A 16711-nucleotide genomic window follows, 5' to 3' on the forward strand; every position below is an offset into this window, starting at 1 on the left:
CCTTTGTTAAACTAGCTCTGCCGCTAGCGTATTGATTTTTGAGAGCAAAGATTCAAAGTCCGCCGTCGTCAGACACGGGTTCAAAATCGTAAATTTCAATGCAGTTTTATCGTCGACAATGGTTTCACCCAATACCGCGATACCGCGTGTTAACGCTTCTAAGCGCAACGTTTTGTTCAGTTCATCAAGATCCGCTGATTCATGTGTCGCGCGGAACAGAACCGTAGATAGTGATGGTTCAGCCAACAACTCAAAGTGTTTGTTATCTCGAATCATGTCCGCCACTTCAAGCGTCTGTTCAAGCAAATGATCATACATATCGCCTAGGGCTTTTGGCCCTACGCTTTGCATCGTCATAAACACTTTGAGCGCATCAAAACGCTTAGTTGTCGCAATAGACTTATCCACCAAGTTCGGTAGTTCGTCGTGTTCGCGGTTCAAATAGTCTGCATGGTGAAGCAGGAATTTAAAGTTAGACTTGTCATTTACCAATAGCGCACCACAACTGATGGTTTGGTAAAACAGCTTATGGAAGTCTACGCTGATGGAATGTGCACGCTCACAACCTTTCAGACGCGCTTTTTGGCTACTTAGAATCAGAGCTCCACCGTATGCACCGTCGACGTGCATCCACATGTCATGTTTCGCTGCGATATCGGCGATAAAGTCTAAGCCATCAATAGCACCGTGGTCCGTTGTACCCGCTGTACCAACAATGGCAAATGGGATCAAACCTTCTGCTTTGGCCTGATTGAGAACTTCGTCTAACTTAGTGACATCCATCGTTCCATCGGCATTAGCATCGACGGTCATGACCGCTTTTTCACCCAATCCCATCCAAGACGCTGATTTTTGAACCGTGAAGTGGGATTTTTTCGAACATACAATACGTAGCTTGTCTGCGTATTCAGGAAGGCCAAGCTTTTGAATTGAGTGTGCACTGAGTTTGTCAGCAATCCAATCTCGCGCAAGCATCAAACCCATTTGGTTACTTTGCGTGCCGCCGCTCGTGAAGATACCGTCCGCTTTTTCACCTAACTCATATTTATCGCATAGCCAGTTCACAACTTTCTGTTCAACATAAGTCGCTGATGAAGCTTGATCCCATGAGTCCATCGACTGGTTCAAAGCCGCAATCATTGCCTCTGCCGCAATCGCTGGCATCAACGGTGGAGTATGCAGGTGAGCAATACAATCTGGATGTTGAGTAAAAATTGCGTTTTTCGCGACCAGATCAGCAGCATCGTCGATAACGGATTTAAGAGGCGCATTTCCATTATCAAGATCAACGTCGTGAATCGCTGCTTCCAATGCTTTTGGATCCATACCTGAATACGGTGCAGTCACTTGTTCAAACACTGACTTCATTGCCGTAGTAGTGTGATTCATCACCGAAGCAAATTCATTGCTGCCCATCTCTCCAGTGTGGATGAAATGCTTCTTCCATTCATCTTGTGGCTGAGTTTCGATGTGACTACCGCCAGCGGCTAAAATCGCGTCTTCAAATACACGTAAAGCAAAGTCGATTTGCTCAAACGAGATGATAAGAGGAGGAAGGAAACGAATTACTGCGCCTTCGCGTCCACCTTTCTCAACGATCAAGCCACGCTCGAGTGCTGCGCGTTGAATAGAAAGTGTGAGTTCACTATCCGCTTGAGGTTCACCAAATTTATTGAGCTCACCGTTTGGAGTTTTAATCTCCACGCCTAGCATCAAACCTTTGCCACGAACCTCTGCGATACAGTTCACACGCTTTTGAATACTTTCAAGGCCGTAGCGCAGGTACTGACCCGCAACATTGGCATGCTCAACAAGGTTATCACGCTGGATAATTTCTAATGCTTTCGCACCAGAGACCATAGCTAGCTGGTTACCACGAAATGTACCTGTGTGCTCGCCCGGCTTCCATGTATCATGTTGCTTGTTGATAACCAATAGCGACATTGGTAAACCACCACCAATTGCTTTTGATAAACACAGAATATCTGGAACAATGCCCGACTCTTCGAACGCGAAATTGTAGCCAGTTTTACCAACACCACACTGGATCTCATCGAAGATCAGTAAGATACCGTGTTCATCACAAATACGACGTAACTCTCGTAGCCAGAATGCTGGCGCAGGAACAACACCACCCTCACCTTGCACTGGCTCCACGATAATCGCGGCAGGCTTCATAATGCCTGACTCATCATCGTTTAAAAGACGATCGATATAGCGGATACTTGCTTTAGCACCTTCATCACCGCCAAGCCCAAAAGGACAACGCAGGTTGTATGGGAAAGGCATAAAGTGCACATCCGACATCAAACCAGTTCGACGAGCTTTGGTGCCTAAGTTACCCATCATGCCCATCGTACCGTTTGTCATACCGTGGTATGCACCACGGAAAGCAAACATGGTATTACGACCTGTCGTTTGTTTCGCTAGCTTGATCGCAGCTTCAACCGCATCAGCTCCAGACGGGCCACAAAATTGGATAACGCTGTTCTCGCTTAACTCTTGAGGAAGAAAAGACTTAACGGATTGAATAAACGTCGTTTTTGCTGATGTTGCAATATCTAGCGTCTGATATGGCAGTCCTGAATCTAATTGTTCTTTCAGCGCTTGGTTTATTTCAGGATGGTTATACCCCAAAGCTAGAGTGCCTGCCCCCGCAAGGCAGTCTAGAAAGATCTGTCCACGCGTATCTTCAACCAAGCACCCAAAGGCTTGTTTAATTGCGATCGGCAAACGACGTGGATAAGAACGTACTTCAGATTCATGCTCAGCCTGATCAATCAATACCTGATCTGGCGTTAAGTCATACGTTCCCTCAACGATAGGAACCTGAGACGAAAAAATGTTTGCGATATTGCTATCGACTTCAAAGGCAGTGCTCATACTACATAATCCCTTGAATTATAATAATTCTGTATCCTGTATTAATAATCATTAGAATGAAATTACAGGAGGTGTGAATACCCCTCCGCATTTGTCAGTGCATAAATGACAAATACAGATCATCCGCCACGATACTCGCGACTTTATATGTAAAAGGGATTAATCAAGGTTCTGTAATGCACCCGTTTTGTAAAACAGGACATTTCGGCAGTATGAAGCTGATTAGTGTGTGTTTATTCAAAGGTTTCAATGTTGGGTTTCCCATTAATATGCCGCGTTTACAGCATTAGTATCCCGTCTATCGACAAAAGGCTTTGCCGATACCTACCCTACGCAGTGTCACAATCAGCTTGAATGGTCACTACGCGTATCCCCCAGAGATCAAACGTTGTTAATTACGCTCCGAGATTGCGCGCGAATTTATCACAAAATAAAATCTTCTGGCAACGATTTTTCATATTAGTAGCAGTGATGTAAATCACAACAAAACATACCCCATCGTAACTCACATGTTCATATTCATGAGCTATGCTTTTCTGCTTCTCTCAAACAGCTGTTATTTAAACAAATATTCTTGAGATATCATCACCTCATCCAACAGAGGTTTAAGGTTGTACTGCTTAATCGTAAAACATTCCTTTCTATATCCGGAACATTTAAAAAGATAGCATTCTCGTCACAGCTTTGCCTGGATTAAGAGTGGTTATTCTCCACAAGTGATGGTTTAAACATAGGCTAGTAGGAATGGCTAAGATGCTTTGCAATGGCAGAATGAGCAATCACTTGAGTCAATGAGACAAAGGGTTCGTTACTTAACGAAGCCTGTGACAGAAAAGAAGTTTGAGATTTTCAAAAAATACGAAAAAGGCCTAACATTTTCATGTTAGGCCTTAAATCTGGAGCGACACACGAGGTTCGAACTCGTGACCTCAACCTTGGCAAGGTTGCGCTCTACCAACTGAGCTAGTGTCGCATTTAATATGAGATGGTGCCCCGGGCCGGACTTGAACCGGCACAACGCGAACGTCGAGGGATTTTAAATCCCTTGTGTCTACCAATTCCACCACCAGGGCACACAAATATTCTTTGTGATGCCTTTACAGAAAAGTAAAACACCATCTGATATCGCCAATGCCATATCAATAAAATTTGGAGCGACACACGAGGTTCGAACTCGTGACCTCAACCTTGGCAAGGTTGCGCTCTACCAACTGAGCTAGTGTCGCATTTTTCTCGAAAGCCATTCGCTCTCAAAATAATAATGGAGGCGCCTCCCGGAGTCGAACCGAGGTCCACGGATTTGCAATCCGCTGCATAGCCACTCTGCCAAGGCGCCTCATTTGTGAATAAAGCTAAGCTTTTTCACCACCCTTTCGAGCCGTGCTCTCTTGGGTACGGGATGCATTCTACGGATTCGAGCGATCGAGTCAACACTATTTTTATTTTTTTAAATCGTTTGACTAGAATTTGTGCGAAAGACGATGGATTGCTTAGTTTTAATACTAAAAATCGCTTAAATACACTTGTTTATCATAAAACTTTGGCTACGCCTTACACTGCTGGCCGTGCGTTGCGTGCATTGAAGTATTAATAATCAGAAGACTCGCCTCTCTAAGACTCTCCAAGGACAAAAACAAGACTTAGATCACAAATAGAACCCTATCGAAGCAAAAGCCCCAGATACAAATTGCAAACATGGCCGTTAGCAAGCATTGAAAAGCGAGAGAAGCCAAAAAATGCTGTAGATTGTCTTAGATACAAAAAAGCAGGCTATTAAGCCTGCTTTCTAACATCAGAATTTAATGGTGCTCTTCATTCAACAGATCGTCTTTCGCAGCAGCCAAATATTGAATCATTGACCAATATGTCAAGAAAGTTGCCACATACAAGGCCGCAAAGCCTAGCCAAACCATCCATTCATCGTAACGCCATATCAACACCCATAAGGCGAACATTTGCGAAACAGTTTTTACTTTGCCAACCCAAGATACCGCAACACTTGCTCGCTTACCGATTTCAGCCATCCATTCTCGCAATGCTGAGATAATGATTTCTCGCGCAATCATCGTTACCGCAGGAATGGTCACCCAAATTGAATGATAATGTTCCGTGATTAGAATCAATGCCGTTGCCACTAGCACTTTATCAGCGACAGGATCAATAAACGCGCCAAAACGAGAAGTTTGACCAAGTTTACGGGCCAACATGCCGTCAAGCCAGTCAGTAAAACCCGCTACCCAAAACACCATTGCTGCTGCAAACGGTGCCCATGAATAAGGTAGATAAAAGACAACCACAAAAACAGGGATTAGGAACAGTCTAAGAAGAGACAGAATGTTCGGGATATTCAAACGCATTTTATTATTCTCTTACACATTGCGGCTTAATGTTGCGCGATTTTCCTTATTGTTTCAATGCTTGGAAAATAATTTCTGCTAAAGAGTGACTTATTCCCGGTACTTTGGCGATTTCTTCGACACTTGCACGTTTAAGTTCTTGTAACCCACCCATGTACTTGAGTAACGCCTGACGTCGTTTAGGGCCGATTCCCTCAATCCCTTCGAGTGCACTCGTACGTCTGGTTTTACCTCGCTTAGCACGGTGCCCCGCTATAGCATGGTTATGGCTTTCATCACGAATATGTTGGATAAGGTGCAGCGCAGGAGCATCGCTTGGTAAATGAAACTCCTCCCCATCGACTGTAATCAGCGTTTCTAAACCTGGTTTGCGAGTAACGCCTTTTGCAATACCAATCATGATGGGACGCTTTGGCCAATCCCCCCAATATTGCGAAATGATGTCATGCGCACGATTTAACTGACCTTTACCGCCATCGATAAAGATGATGTCGGGAATTTTCTCTACGTCCAATTGCTTCGAATAACGGCGCTCCAACGCTTGTCCCATTGCTGCGTAATCATCACCACCGGTAATCCCAGTAATGTTGTAGCGACGATACTCTTGCTTTACGGGGCCTTCGTTGTTGAACACCACACATGACGCAATCGTGCTTTCCCCCATCGTATGGGAGATATCAAAACATTCCATTCGAGCTATAGACTCCAACTTCAATGTTTCGCGAAGCGCATGAAAACGCTGATTAATCGTCATCTTGTGATTGATTTTTGTGGTAATCGCCGTTAGTGCATTCGTGTTCGAAAGCTTGAGATACCTTGCTCGAGAGCCAGTTGGCGACGTATGAAAATGAACCTTACGCCCTGCCACTTCACTTAACGCTTTCTGTATTGGCGCAATATCTTCTGCCAACTCTTGATTCAAAATAATACGAGAAGGAATTGTACGTGCTTCGTTATGGCTCAAATAGTATTGAGTCAGAAAACTATCGAACACTTCCTGCTGGCTTGTATTTTGTGGGATTTTCGGAAAATGGCTACGGCTACCAAGCACTTTGCCTTGGCGTATCATCAGGATATGGATACACGCGATACCATTCTCCTGAGCAAACCCGAGTACATCCATATCATCCATGCTGTCTTCTGAGACGTACTGCTGCTCTTGAACACGCCTAATCGCTTGGATTTGATCGCGAAATTTAGCGGCATCTTCAAAGCGCAATTGCTGACTGGCAACTTCCATTTTCTCAATCAACTGTTTGAGTACTTGCTGATCTTTGCCTTGCAAAAACATGCGCACAAAGCCAACCAACTCTGCATATTCTTCATCAGAAATGATGGTATTAACGCATGGTCCTGCACAGCGACCAATTTGGTACATCAAACATGGGCGCGTTCGGTTGGAATAGACAGTGTCTTCACACTGGCGCACAGGAAATATCTTTTGCAGCAAATGCAATGTTTCTCTTACTGCACCAGAATCTGGGTAGGGGCCAAAATATTCACCTTTGCGCTTCTTGGCGCCACGGTGGATAGAAAGCCGTGGGTGCTTATGACCGCTAATAAAGATATAAGGGTAAGACTTATCATCTCGCAGCAACACATTGTATTTCGGCAAATACTGCTTGATGTAGTTATGCTCTAAGATCAACGCTTCTGTCTCAGTGTGAGTCACCGTGACGTCTATTTTGGCGATATTACTGACAAGCGCGCGAGTTTTCTCACTGTCTACTTTTTTTCGAAAGTAGCTTGAAAGGCGCTTTTTAAGGTCTTTGGCTTTACCTACGTAGATTACAACAGCTTCGGCGTTGTACATTCTGTAAACGCCGGGCTGATGAGTTACTGTCTTGAGAAAGGAAGCCGAATCGAAAGGAGGATTCACGCTAAAGGGTCTCGGTGTCCAGCATTCCGTGGCGAATCGCTAAGTGAGTTAACTCAACGTCACCATTAATGTCCAATTTACTAAAGAGTCGGTAGCGATAGCTGTTGACTGTCTTTGGACTTAAATTAAGTTGCTCAGAAATATCCGTTACCTTTTGGCCTTTGGTGATCATAAGCATGATCTGCAATTCACGTTCGGATAAGTCTTTAAAAGGGTTCTCAGAGGCTGGAGAAAATTGACTCAATGCCATCTGCTGCGCAATCTCTGGCGAGATGTAACGCTGCCCACTATTAACTACACGAATCGCATTCACCATTTCGTCAGGGCCAGCACCTTTGGTTAAATAACCAGACGCACCTGCCTGCATCACCTTGGTTGGAAACGGGTTTTCTGTATGAACGGTAAGTACGATGATTTTCACATCAGGATTCACGCGAAGAATTTTTTTAGTGGCTTCCAAGCCGCCAATTCCTGGCATGTTCATGTCCATTAAAACGACGTCAGCATGATTACTGCGACACCATTTTACTGCATCTTCACCGCTGTCAGCTTCTCCTGCTACGTTCATTCCACGGACGTCTTCAATAATACGTCGTATCCCTGTGCGAACCAGCTCGTGATCATCTACAAGGAAAACATTTATCAAACTTGTATCTCCACACTTTGTATTGGTTCTGCACCCACATAACCATTATTTGTTAAATGTGGATATCAGTATGACTGCCTATATACTAACGTAATCGACAAAAAATTGCTTTCTATGAATATGTGCTGAAACGCAAACTTTAGCAAGAACTTATTCATAAACCACTCTATTATTTTAGAGCGTGATGAGCAGAACCGAAATCTAAGAAAAGACAATTAACAACATTAAGTACAATAAATCAAGTAACTAGGTTTCATATTGCCCAGAGAAACACGCTATAACTTAAAATGACACTGTCCCTCTTGCACCAAAGACTAACTTGTAATCACTAATTCCAGCAAAAATTTGAGACGCTTTCTTTACTGGTTATTTTCACAGTTCTTAGTGTTAGACTAACGTTCTTCAAGTTTTCTAAGGTTTCTCACATTTGAATATTCAACAAGGCTTCCTGCTAACTCGACAGGCACGAGACATCAAAGGTCAAACTCAAATCGAGCTGTGGCTTTCGACAGAAGCAGGTCCTACTCAGTTACTTATTAATGGTGAGAAGCCAGTCTTTTTCATCGCTCAGAAACACTCAGAGCAAGCAAAGACACTCGCACGAGAAAAAAACATATTCGTCGACATCCGCCTTTTGGATCTCAAAACGTTTGAACATACGCCTCTTGCTGCCTGCTATACCAATGTAACCAAAGACGCTCTCGCACTCAAAGACACATTCGCTCAAAAAGATATCACTACGTATGAAAGTGATATTCGCCTCGCCGATCGCTACCTAATGGAGCGTTTTATCAAAGGCAGTATCGAGTTTACAGGCAATGTGACTCGCACCAATGGCTACCAACGCGTCCAGAGCGCAAAATGCCGTGCGGGGCAATATGAGCCGAAGTTAAACGTTGTCTCGCTAGATCTAGAATGCTCTGAGAAAGGCATTCTTTACTCAATCGGATTAGACAGCGTCATGGATTCCCGCGTTATCATGATCGGAGAACCAGAACCTTCGGAGACACCGATACAATGGGTTAAGGATGAAAAAGCGCTTCTAGAAGCACTCATCGTTTGGTTTAAACAATTCGACCCCGATGTCATTGTCGGTTGGAACGTCATTGATTTTGACTTTCGTCTACTGCACAAACGAGCAGAATGGCACAACATGAAGCTAATGCTTGGTAGAGCAGACCAAGCCAGCTTTTTCAGAAGTTCATCTCAAAGCCAACAAGGGTTTATTTCCATTCCAGGGCGAGTTGTAATGGACGGTATCGATACGTTAAAAACGGCGACTTATCACTTTCGGTCTTGGTCATTAGAGTCTGTATCTCAAGAACTCTTAGGGGAAGGGAAAGAAATCCATAACGTTCATGACCGCATGGATGAGATCAATCGTATGTACCGCTCCGACAAACCATCGCTGGCTAAATATAATTTACAAGACTGCGTGTTAGTGAATAAGATTTTCAATCACACTCACCTGCTAGACTTTGCAATAGAGCGCTCTCGTCTCACTGGTGTCGAACTGGATCGTGTCGGCGGTTCGGTTGCAGCATTCACAAACCTATACATGCCTCAGATACACCGAGCAGGCTACGTTGCCCCAAACCTACACCCTGAAAATTGGATTGCCAGCCCCGGAGGTTACGTGATGGACTCCATCCCTAACCTATATGATTCTGTTTTAGTATTGGATTTTAAGAGTCTATATCCATCGATTATTCGCTCGTTCTTGATTGATCCTATGGGGTTAGTTGAGGGGTTATTGCTCGATATTGGAAAAGAAGAAAATCAGGCTGTACCTGGCTTTCGCGGTGGGCAGTTCCATCGTACGAAACACTTTTTACCAGAAATGATTGAAAAGCTTTGGGCAGCACGTGATGTTGCAAAGAAGAACAATGAAAAAGCTTTTTCTCAGGCAATCAAAATCATCATGAACTCCTTTTATGGCGTACTGGGCTCATCGGGATGTCGATTCTTTGATACTCGGTTAGCTTCTAGTATTACCATGCGCGGACATGAAATCATGAAGCAAACTAAGGTGCTGATTGAAGAGCAAGGATATCAAGTGATTTACGGCGATACGGATTCCACATTCGTGTCGTTGAATCGACCATACAGTCAAGTAGAAGCTGACGCTGTTGGAAATCAATTAGTTGATTACATCAACTCTTGGTGGCAAAAACACCTGCGTTCTGAGTACAACCTAACATCTATGTTGGAAATCGAGTATGAAACCCATTATCGCAGATTCCTTATGCCAACGATTCGTGGCGCAGAAACTGGCTCGAAAAAGCGCTATGCGGGTTTAATCGGTGAAGGAGAGCAAGAACGGATTGTATTTAAAGGGTTAGAAAGTGCCCGTACTGACTGGACCTCGTTAGCACAGAAATTTCAAAATACACTCTATAGCATGATTTTCCATGGTGAAGATCCAAGCGACTATGTCCGAGAGATGGTTGAGAAAACTAATAACGGTGAATTTGATGAACAGTTGGTGTATCAAAAGCGACTGCGCAGAAAACTGTATGAGTATCAGAAGAACGTCCCGCCACAAGTGCGTGCAGCTCGTTTAGCGGATGAGATAAATGCCAAGCTTGGCCGCCCATTACAGTATCAAAACAAAGGGCGAATTGAATACATTATTACCGTGAACGGCCCTGAACCTTATGAGTACCTCAATAGCCCGATTGATTATCAACATTACATTGATAAACAACTCAAACCCGTTGCGGATGCGATTCTCCCTTTCATTGGGACGGACTTTGACAGGCTTTCAGCGCCACAAATGGGGTTGTTTTAGCCGATACGAAACTCTGTTTTCTGGTACTGTTTGACTAACCAATCACCAAACGCATCAATTAGCCCAATAACAGAACGCTTGGGAATCCCCCGGCCAGAAAGTAAAATTTCTAGCCGCTCGATCTCAAGCTGCTTTTCAGGATGATAAGTTAAGAATACCTTGCCACATTGTATAGGGTCATCAAACCAACGTTTATCTCGATACATCACCAAAGAGTATGACGCTCTTAGTAACTTTTTAGCAATCACGCGCTGGGCGGCCACCTGCTCTTCTATCGTCTTCGCTTGTACGATTTTTTTGCGATACACCGTAATCCAATCTTCCACATCCATATTCCAGTGCTTAGCAATTTCCCAACTTGGGACGTAATCACCAAAACAGTCTGCTAGATCATCACCATAAACACAGACACAGCAATGCTTAAGCATAAAGCCCCAAGTGAAAATACTGTCTAAATTAGCCACTTCACTCACTAAGGCTGTACGGACCGATACACCATTAACGTGAGGGTAACTCTGCTGCGCACGCCACTTAATTGTGTTGAGCAAAGTCGCGCGATTGTGCTCAAAGGATGATTGAGTAACGACAACCAGGTCTAAGTTCGACTTCCCAACGATCGCTGTTTTACGAGCAACACTACCGTATACATAAACGCTGTGTAAGTTTTGCCCCAATCCACCTTTGAGACAAGCGGTGACTTCCCTAATTAAAGGCGCAAACTCTGGTTGAAATGGTTGTTTAGGATCGATAACAGGCAGAGACATGACTTAGAACGTGTTCTCAGATGGTTCAAGAAGTTGGGCTATATGTTCTCTTAGCCGACTCACCGAATCAAGTCCATTCAGGTGTTTAGTCATGGGAGTAACAACAAATTTCTGTAATGAATTTTAATGCTAGGCGGCTAACTTAGCGCTATAATCACCGAGTTTTGCTTAATAAGTATGAATAGGAATATACAATGCCAAAGGCAAGTGAAATCAAAAAAGGCTTCGCAATCGAGTCTAATGGTAAAACTCTTCTAGTTAAAGACATCGAAGTAACGACTCCTGGCGGTCGTGGCGGCGCTAAAATCTACAAAATGCGTTGTACAGATCTAAACACGGGCGCACGTGTAGATGAGCGTTACAAGTCTGATGACGTTGTTGAAACGGTAGAAATGAACAAACGTGCAGTTGTGTACTCATACGCTGACGGCGATGAGCACATCTTCATGGATAACGAAGACTACTCACAATACACATTCAAGCACAATGAAGTTGAAGACGACATGCTGTTCATCAACGAAGATACACAAGGTATCCACATTATCCTTGTTAACGGTGCTGCAGTGGGTATTGAACTACCATCTTCTGTTGAGCTAGTGATTGAAGAAACTGACCCTTCAATCAAAGGTGCTTCTGCATCTGCTCGTACTAAACCAGCACGCTTCGCTTCAGGTCTTGTCATCCAGGTTCCTGAGTACATTGCAACTGGTGACCGAGTTATCATTAACACAGCTGAACGTAAATACATGAGCCGAGCATAAGCATGTCTGATTTGATTTCTTACGACGACGTCATCGACGCAGCGTACGACATTTTCCTTGAGATGGCTCCAGATAACCTAGAGCCAGCTGACGTGATTCTGTTTACTGCGCAATTTGAAGATCGTGGTGCCGCAGAACTTGTTGAAACCGGTGATGACTGGGTTGAACATGTTGGCTTCGAGATCGACAAAGAAGTATATGCAGAGGTTCGTATCGGCCTAGTAAATGAGGAAAATGACGTTCTTGATGACGTATTTGCTCGTATGCTAATCAGCCGAGACCCTGAACATAAGTTCTGCCATATGCTTTGGAAACGCGATTAACGTTTCTTCATCATGAACAAAGATACCAGCCTAGTGCTGGTATTTTTTTATCTGTTGTTTTCGTCTAGCTGAGATATATGTTTATACAAAGCACCCTGCTCTATATAGGCTTTAGATCCTTTTGTTATGTAACAGATAAGAAAAAGGCTTGCCGAATTGGCAAGCCTTTCTGATGTTTTGCTATCGATTAACGATGCTTGTTGCGTGCGCCTTGGTCACCAGCAGTCTTCTTCGGCTTACGACGAGAAGGGTTGTTGCTGCGACCTTTTGGCGTGTTAACACGCTCTTCATGGCGCTTAACTGCGCGACGAATTTTTTGGCTGCGTGCACGCTCTCGTTTGCGTGACGTATTGTCTTTGTTCAGATCAAGCATGGTTTCTTTCTCTGGACGAAGCTCTACAAGCTCACGCAAGTAGTTTACTTCTTTCAGGTCAAGCTCCATCCAACCGCCACGAGGCAGTTTCTTGTCTAAGAAGATGTCGCCGTAACGAACACGTTTCAGACGGCTAACGGTACACTCTTGCGATTCCCATAGTCGACGAACTTCGCGGTTACGACCTTCGTTGATAACAACGTAAAACGTGTGGTTCATGCCTTCACCACCCGCGTAAACAACATCTTCAAAGCGAGCTAAACCGTCTTCCAGTTCAACACCTTTTACTAGATTACGAACTTTCTGTTCAGTTACTTCACCGAACACACGTACTAGGTATTCACGTTCAACTTGGCGGCTTGGGTGCATTAAGCGGTTCGCCAGTTCACCATCCGTTGTGAAAAGTAGAAGACCAGAAGTGTTCGCATCCAGACGACCAACTGAAATCCAACGAGAGCCACGAATTTTTGGCAGACGATCAAAAACAGTACGACGACCTTCTGGATCGTGACGAGTACACAGTTCACCCTCAGGTTTGTAGTACGCAAGTACACGACAAATCACTTCTTCTTGAATCTTTGCAGAGACAATGTGACCATCGATACGAACTACGCTGCTCTCGTCTTCAAGTCTTTCACCAAGCTTAGCGACTACACCGTTCACGCTAACGCGACCAGATTTAATTAACGATTCAATCTCACGACGAGAACCGTGACCAGCACGTGCTAATACTTTTTGTAACTTTTCGCTCATTTATCTACCTATGTGTCGTCTTCACAGACGTCTAGACCAGGATTGGTCTGCATTTTGCTATTTACCCATTTCAGTGGGATTTTTCGGTCGGACATTATACGTAACTTTCTTAGTTAATGTAAGCTAAATCGGCGCCATTCTCCACACCAAAATTCACTTCAAAAATGACCGAAATATTTGTCCTATTCTGCAACTTTTTTACTACTTAATGCAGGCATTGCTCAACGAGAATCCCACTAATATCGGTCTTCCTGAACCACTTTAACCACGCGGTACCTGATAAAATTGTCAGGGTTACAACAATAACCACTTGGGGTGTGTTTACTGTTCGTATTGCTAGAAAGCAACGAAGAATAAGCCGTCCCTGTTTGCTGCTAAGTAATACCAATCACCGCAGACAATGAGCGCTCATAGCAAAACAAGGTCGTGGGTAACAAGACAAAAATTGTCTTTAAGTCATTAGTTCACATCAAAAATAACACTAATGCTATCGTGTACTCTGACTCTCTAGGTTCGCTCTGCACTCTCGGCGATTGGCATAAATCAGACAAAAAGGAATAGAACAATGTCTATGCTAAATCTCGACCTAAATTGGATTTTTGGGACATCTCAAGATGACGATATGACAGGCACAAAAGGCTCTGAAACAACCGATATCTTCTTCGGCTTCTGTGGTGATGATAAGTTTGTAGGATACGGAGGTAATGATATTGTCTTCGGTGGCTGGGGAGATGATACCTTGCTTGGTGGCCGAGGTAACGACTTTGTTTCTGGCGGCTTTGGAAACGATTTCCTATCCGGCGGATTAGGAAACGACAAACTCTTTGGTGGCTGCGGCGACGACACAATTTTTGATTATTCAGGCAACAACTACTTGAGTGGTGGCTGGGGTAACGACACGCTCGTTGTTGGTGATGGTGAATCAGTACTGAGCGGTGGCTGTGGAGACGACACCTTCGTGCTTACAAACCGCCTGGCTATTGGTGTACCTGATCAGCCAGTGTCTTCCAACGATATTGATGTTAAAGCCGACATTGTCGATTTTAATATTTTCCATGACAAACTTGTCTTTGATATGGGCCGAGACACTGATAACGATGGCATTCGAGATACGTTCTTGGATTCAGCGGATGATCTGACTTTATCTTACAATGAATGTGGCTGGGCAGTATTCTCAAGTGATGAATACAATGTTGAAGTGACACTAAACGGTGTGAGCTCTGCATACATCAACTATGCAGAACAAAATGGTATCGACATTTTCGATTTCGCTTAACCTCAATCAGTTAAGTTCAATGAGATATTCGATATGACAACTAAAATAGGAGGCGCGATGCCTCCTATTTTGTTTGACGGTGGTGTGCGTCTACTATTCGAATGGTGCAGGGTCACCAGATCCCAAACGAACCACAACAGGTTCACCTTCGCTAAAGTCAATTACAGTCGTAGGTTGTTCACCTAAGTAACCGCCATTAAGAATCACATCAACCGCATGTTCTAGTTTATCGCGAATATCCTCTGGATCAGATTCTGTTACGTCACTGCCAGGTAGAATCAACGACGTAGACATCATCGGCTCACCTAATGCTTCCAACAAGTCCAAGGCAATTTGATTGTCTGGAACACGGATACCGATGGTCTTACGTTTTGCATTCATCAAACGACGCGGCACCTCTTTTGTGCCTTTGAAGATGAAGGTGTAAGGACCTGGTGTGTTATTTTTCAGCAGTCGGAATGCAGAGTTATCCACTCGGGCATAGAGAGAAAGCTCCGACAAATCACGACACAGCAAAGTAAAGTTATGCTTATCATCCAGACGACGAATCTGACAGATTCGTTCCAGTGCCTGTTTGTTCTCCAACTGACAGCCAAGTGCATACCCTGAATCAGTAGGGTAAACCACAACGCCGCCGTTACGAATGATTGCTACTGCTTGATTAATCAAGCGAGCCTGTGGGTTTTCTGGGTGAACGTAAAAAAACTGGCTCATTGTAATTCCTCATTATCGAGCCTCTCGGCTCTATATTTTTATGGGTTCTCGACTTCGTATTACTGAGTATTATTCAACGAAGGATCTATTCCCCAATCTTTCCAAACTGGTTCGACGCCAGCAGGCAACCATAGGTTCCTTCCTAGCTCCATCCACGGTGATGGGTAGTGAAAATCACTGCCTTGAGAGGCTAATAGTTTGTATTGTATAGCATAATCAGCCAAGTTGCGCCTTTCTTGTTGCGCTTGCTGTGGCTGTGCAACTTCCATCGCATCACCACCTGCTTCGACAAACGCTGCTAGAAGACGCTTAATCCACTTCGCTGTCAACTTATATCTGCCAGGATGCGCTAATACCGCCATTCCACCAGCCGCATGGATAGCATCAACCGCATCCTTCATCGAACACCAATTCGGTGGTACATAACCTGGGTTATTACGCGTTAGGTATTTTTTAAACACCATTTGCATGGTTTTTGCGTAACCATTATCTACCAACCATTTCGCGAAATGCGCTCTTGTCACTGGAGCATCACCGGCGATTTGCCTTACCTCTTCAAGCACACCTACTCGAGTAGCTTTTTGTAGTCGCTCTGCAATTAACTCAGATCGTGTTATGCGATGCTGCTTCTGCTGTTCTATGAGGGCAGATAATTGTTCATTTTCCGGATCAATATTCAGGCCGACAATATGAATGTCTTTGTTTTGCCAGACGGTCGATATCTCAATGCCATTGATGATTTTTATCGGCAAATTATTATCTTGAACGTATTGCTTAGCTAACGCCAAACCGTCAACCGTATCGTGATCAGTGATCGCCAAAACCTCGATATCAAAACTCAGCGCCCTTTCCACTAAATCTTTAGGTTCTAACCGACCGTCCGATGCAGTGGTGTGACTATGTAAATCAATTCTCATATTTTTATCGTTTTAATGCCGTTTTGGGGTTGACTTTTTACTCTCGCACTAGTTAACTAGTACACAAATACAAAGTACGTAATTTAAGGTTCACCATGTTACAAGAATTTAACCAAAACCAAAAAGCGAAAGTTGCGGTTTGTCTTAATAAGGCAAACTCATCAGATCTTGCTTGGTGGCGCACTTGGACTAGTTCTTGGTGGGCAAACGTATACTTCTAGTTTATAGAACCAAACGTTGTAAAGCCCGCTACTTAAGCGGGCTTTTTTGTTTT

Annotated in this window: 13 protein-coding genes, 4 tRNA genes and 1 other annotated feature; of the genes, 5 read left to right on the forward strand and 12 right to left on the reverse strand. The window is 44.0% G+C overall.

Features of this window, described 5'->3' with window-relative positions; translation table 11 throughout:
- Nucleotides 1-6 precede the first annotated feature (6 nt).
- The 8 genes from R7Q48_RS07000 to uvrY form a co-directional block, all read right to left on the reverse strand.
- Nucleotides 7-2883 carry a pyridoxal phosphate-dependent class III aminotransferase gene (locus R7Q48_RS07000; RefSeq protein WP_256902914.1) on the reverse strand — a complete coding sequence of 959 codons (2877 nt, stop codon included), beginning with the start codon at nt 2881-2883 and terminating at the stop codon, nt 7-9.
- 897 nt (nt 2884-3780) lie between these two features.
- Nucleotides 3781-3856 (reverse strand) — tRNA-Gly (locus R7Q48_RS07005).
- A 13-nt stretch (nt 3857-3869) separates the two neighbouring features.
- Nucleotides 3870-3956: transfer RNA gene (locus R7Q48_RS07010), tRNA-Leu, on the reverse strand.
- Between the two features lie 77 nt (nt 3957-4033).
- Nucleotides 4034-4109, reverse strand: a tRNA-Gly gene (locus R7Q48_RS07015).
- A gap of 36 nt (nt 4110-4145) precedes the next feature.
- Nucleotides 4146-4219, reverse strand: a tRNA-Cys gene (locus tag R7Q48_RS07020).
- Nucleotides 4220-4682: 463 nt separating this feature from the next.
- Nucleotides 4683-5240, reverse strand: coding sequence for a CDP-diacylglycerol--glycerol-3-phosphate 3-phosphatidyltransferase (gene pgsA / locus R7Q48_RS07025; RefSeq protein ID WP_005394805.1), 558 nt, complete (start codon nt 5238-5240; stop codon nt 4683-4685).
- Between the two features lie 46 nt (nt 5241-5286).
- Nucleotides 5287-7119: an excinuclease ABC subunit UvrC gene (uvrC, locus tag R7Q48_RS07030; protein WP_025998705.1), complete on the reverse strand. Its 1833-nt coding sequence runs from the start codon at nt 7117-7119 to the stop codon at nt 5287-5289.
- Between the two features lies 1 nt (nt 7120).
- Nucleotides 7121-7765: a UvrY/SirA/GacA family response regulator transcription factor gene (uvrY, locus tag R7Q48_RS07035; RefSeq protein ID WP_005386783.1), complete on the reverse strand. Its 645-nt coding sequence runs from the start codon at nt 7763-7765 to the stop codon at nt 7121-7123.
- Nucleotides 7766-8192: 427 nt separating this feature from the next.
- Between uvrY and R7Q48_RS07040 the strand changes: the two genes are divergently transcribed.
- Complete coding sequence (locus tag R7Q48_RS07040) at nt 8193-10556, forward strand: DNA polymerase II (RefSeq protein ID WP_256902915.1); 2364 nt, start codon at nt 8193-8195, stop codon at nt 10554-10556.
- On the opposite strand, the gene R7Q48_RS07045 is transcribed toward R7Q48_RS07040, so the two are convergent.
- Nucleotides 10553-11320: an elongation factor P gene (locus R7Q48_RS07045; RefSeq protein ID WP_017635724.1), complete on the reverse strand. Its 768-nt coding sequence runs from the start codon at nt 11318-11320 to the stop codon at nt 10553-10555. The two genes, R7Q48_RS07040 and R7Q48_RS07045, sit on opposite strands and share 4 nt — an antisense overlap.
- Nucleotides 11321-11514: 194 nt before the next feature.
- Between R7Q48_RS07045 and yeiP the strand changes: the two genes are divergently transcribed.
- Both yeiP and R7Q48_RS07055 read left to right on the forward strand, forming a co-directional pair.
- Nucleotides 11515-12081 carry an elongation factor P-like protein YeiP gene (gene yeiP / locus R7Q48_RS07050; protein ID WP_005376801.1) on the forward strand — a complete coding sequence of 189 codons (567 nt, stop codon included), beginning with the start codon at nt 11515-11517 and terminating at the stop codon, nt 12079-12081.
- 2 nt (nt 12082-12083) lie between these two features.
- Entirely contained in the window at nt 12084-12404 is a 321-nt protein-coding gene (locus tag R7Q48_RS07055; protein ID WP_005376800.1) for an HI1450 family dsDNA-mimic protein, read from the forward strand.
- 187 nt (nt 12405-12591) lie between these two features.
- Here the strand turns inward: R7Q48_RS07055 and rluB are convergent, their stop codons facing one another.
- Nucleotides 12592-13530, reverse strand: coding sequence for a 23S rRNA pseudouridine(2605) synthase RluB (gene rluB, locus R7Q48_RS07060; RefSeq protein ID WP_005376798.1), 939 nt, complete (start codon nt 13528-13530; stop codon nt 12592-12594).
- 565 nt (nt 13531-14095) lie between these two features.
- Between rluB and R7Q48_RS07065 the strand changes: the two genes are divergently transcribed.
- Nucleotides 14096-14806, forward strand: coding sequence for a calcium-binding protein (locus R7Q48_RS07065; RefSeq protein WP_005376796.1), 711 nt, complete (start codon nt 14096-14098; stop codon nt 14804-14806).
- Between the two features lie 93 nt (nt 14807-14899).
- Here R7Q48_RS07065 and R7Q48_RS07070 read toward each other — a convergent pair whose 3' ends face one another.
- Entirely contained in the window at nt 14900-15520 is a 621-nt protein-coding gene (locus tag R7Q48_RS07070; protein ID WP_005376791.1) for an L-threonylcarbamoyladenylate synthase, read from the reverse strand.
- A 59-nt stretch (nt 15521-15579) separates the two neighbouring features.
- A complete protein-coding gene (gene rnm, locus R7Q48_RS07075; protein WP_005386777.1) occupies nt 15580-16437 on the reverse strand; it encodes an RNase RNM in 858 nt (285 codons plus the stop codon).
- A gap of 95 nt (nt 16438-16532) precedes the next feature.
- Between rnm and R7Q48_RS07080 the strand changes: the two genes are divergently transcribed.
- Entirely contained in the window at nt 16533-16658 is a 126-nt protein-coding gene (locus R7Q48_RS07080; protein WP_005376787.1) for a trp operon leader peptide, read from the forward strand.
- Nucleotides 16605-16708, forward strand: a sequence feature (Trp leader region). Its footprint overlaps the gene before it by 54 nt.
- Nucleotides 16709-16711 lie beyond the last annotated feature (3 nt).

The sequence above is a fragment of the Vibrio sp. 378 genome, from assembly GCF_033339435.1.

Bases quoted from the DNA above. Each gene is read 5' to 3' on its own strand.
- R7Q48_RS07070 (WP_005376791.1), bottom strand. From the start codon at position 15,520: ATGAGCCAGTTTTTTTACGTTCACCCAGAAAACCCACAGGCTCGCTTG.
- pgsA (WP_005394805.1), bottom strand. From the start codon at position 5,240: ATGCGTTTGAATATCCCGAACATTCTGTCTCTTCTTAGACTGTTCCTA.
- R7Q48_RS07000 (WP_256902914.1), bottom strand. From the start codon at position 2,883: ATGAGCACTGCCTTTGAAGTCGATAGCAATATCGCAAACATTTTTTCG.
- R7Q48_RS07080 (WP_005376787.1), top strand. From the start codon at position 16,533: ATGTTACAAGAATTTAACCAAAACCAAAAAGCGAAAGTTGCGGTTTGT.
- R7Q48_RS07045 (WP_017635724.1), bottom strand. From the start codon at position 11,320: ATGTCTCTGCCTGTTATCGATCCTAAACAACCATTTCAACCAGAGTTT.
- R7Q48_RS07055 (WP_005376800.1), top strand. From the start codon at position 12,084: ATGTCTGATTTGATTTCTTACGACGACGTCATCGACGCAGCGTACGAC.
- yeiP (WP_005376801.1), top strand. From the start codon at position 11,515: ATGCCAAAGGCAAGTGAAATCAAAAAAGGCTTCGCAATCGAGTCTAAT.
- R7Q48_RS07065 (WP_005376796.1), top strand. From the start codon at position 14,096: ATGTCTATGCTAAATCTCGACCTAAATTGGATTTTTGGGACATCTCAA.
- rluB (WP_005376798.1), bottom strand. From the start codon at position 13,530: ATGAGCGAAAAGTTACAAAAAGTATTAGCACGTGCTGGTCACGGTTCT.
- rnm (WP_005386777.1), bottom strand. From the start codon at position 16,437: ATGAGAATTGATTTACATAGTCACACCACTGCATCGGACGGTCGGTTA.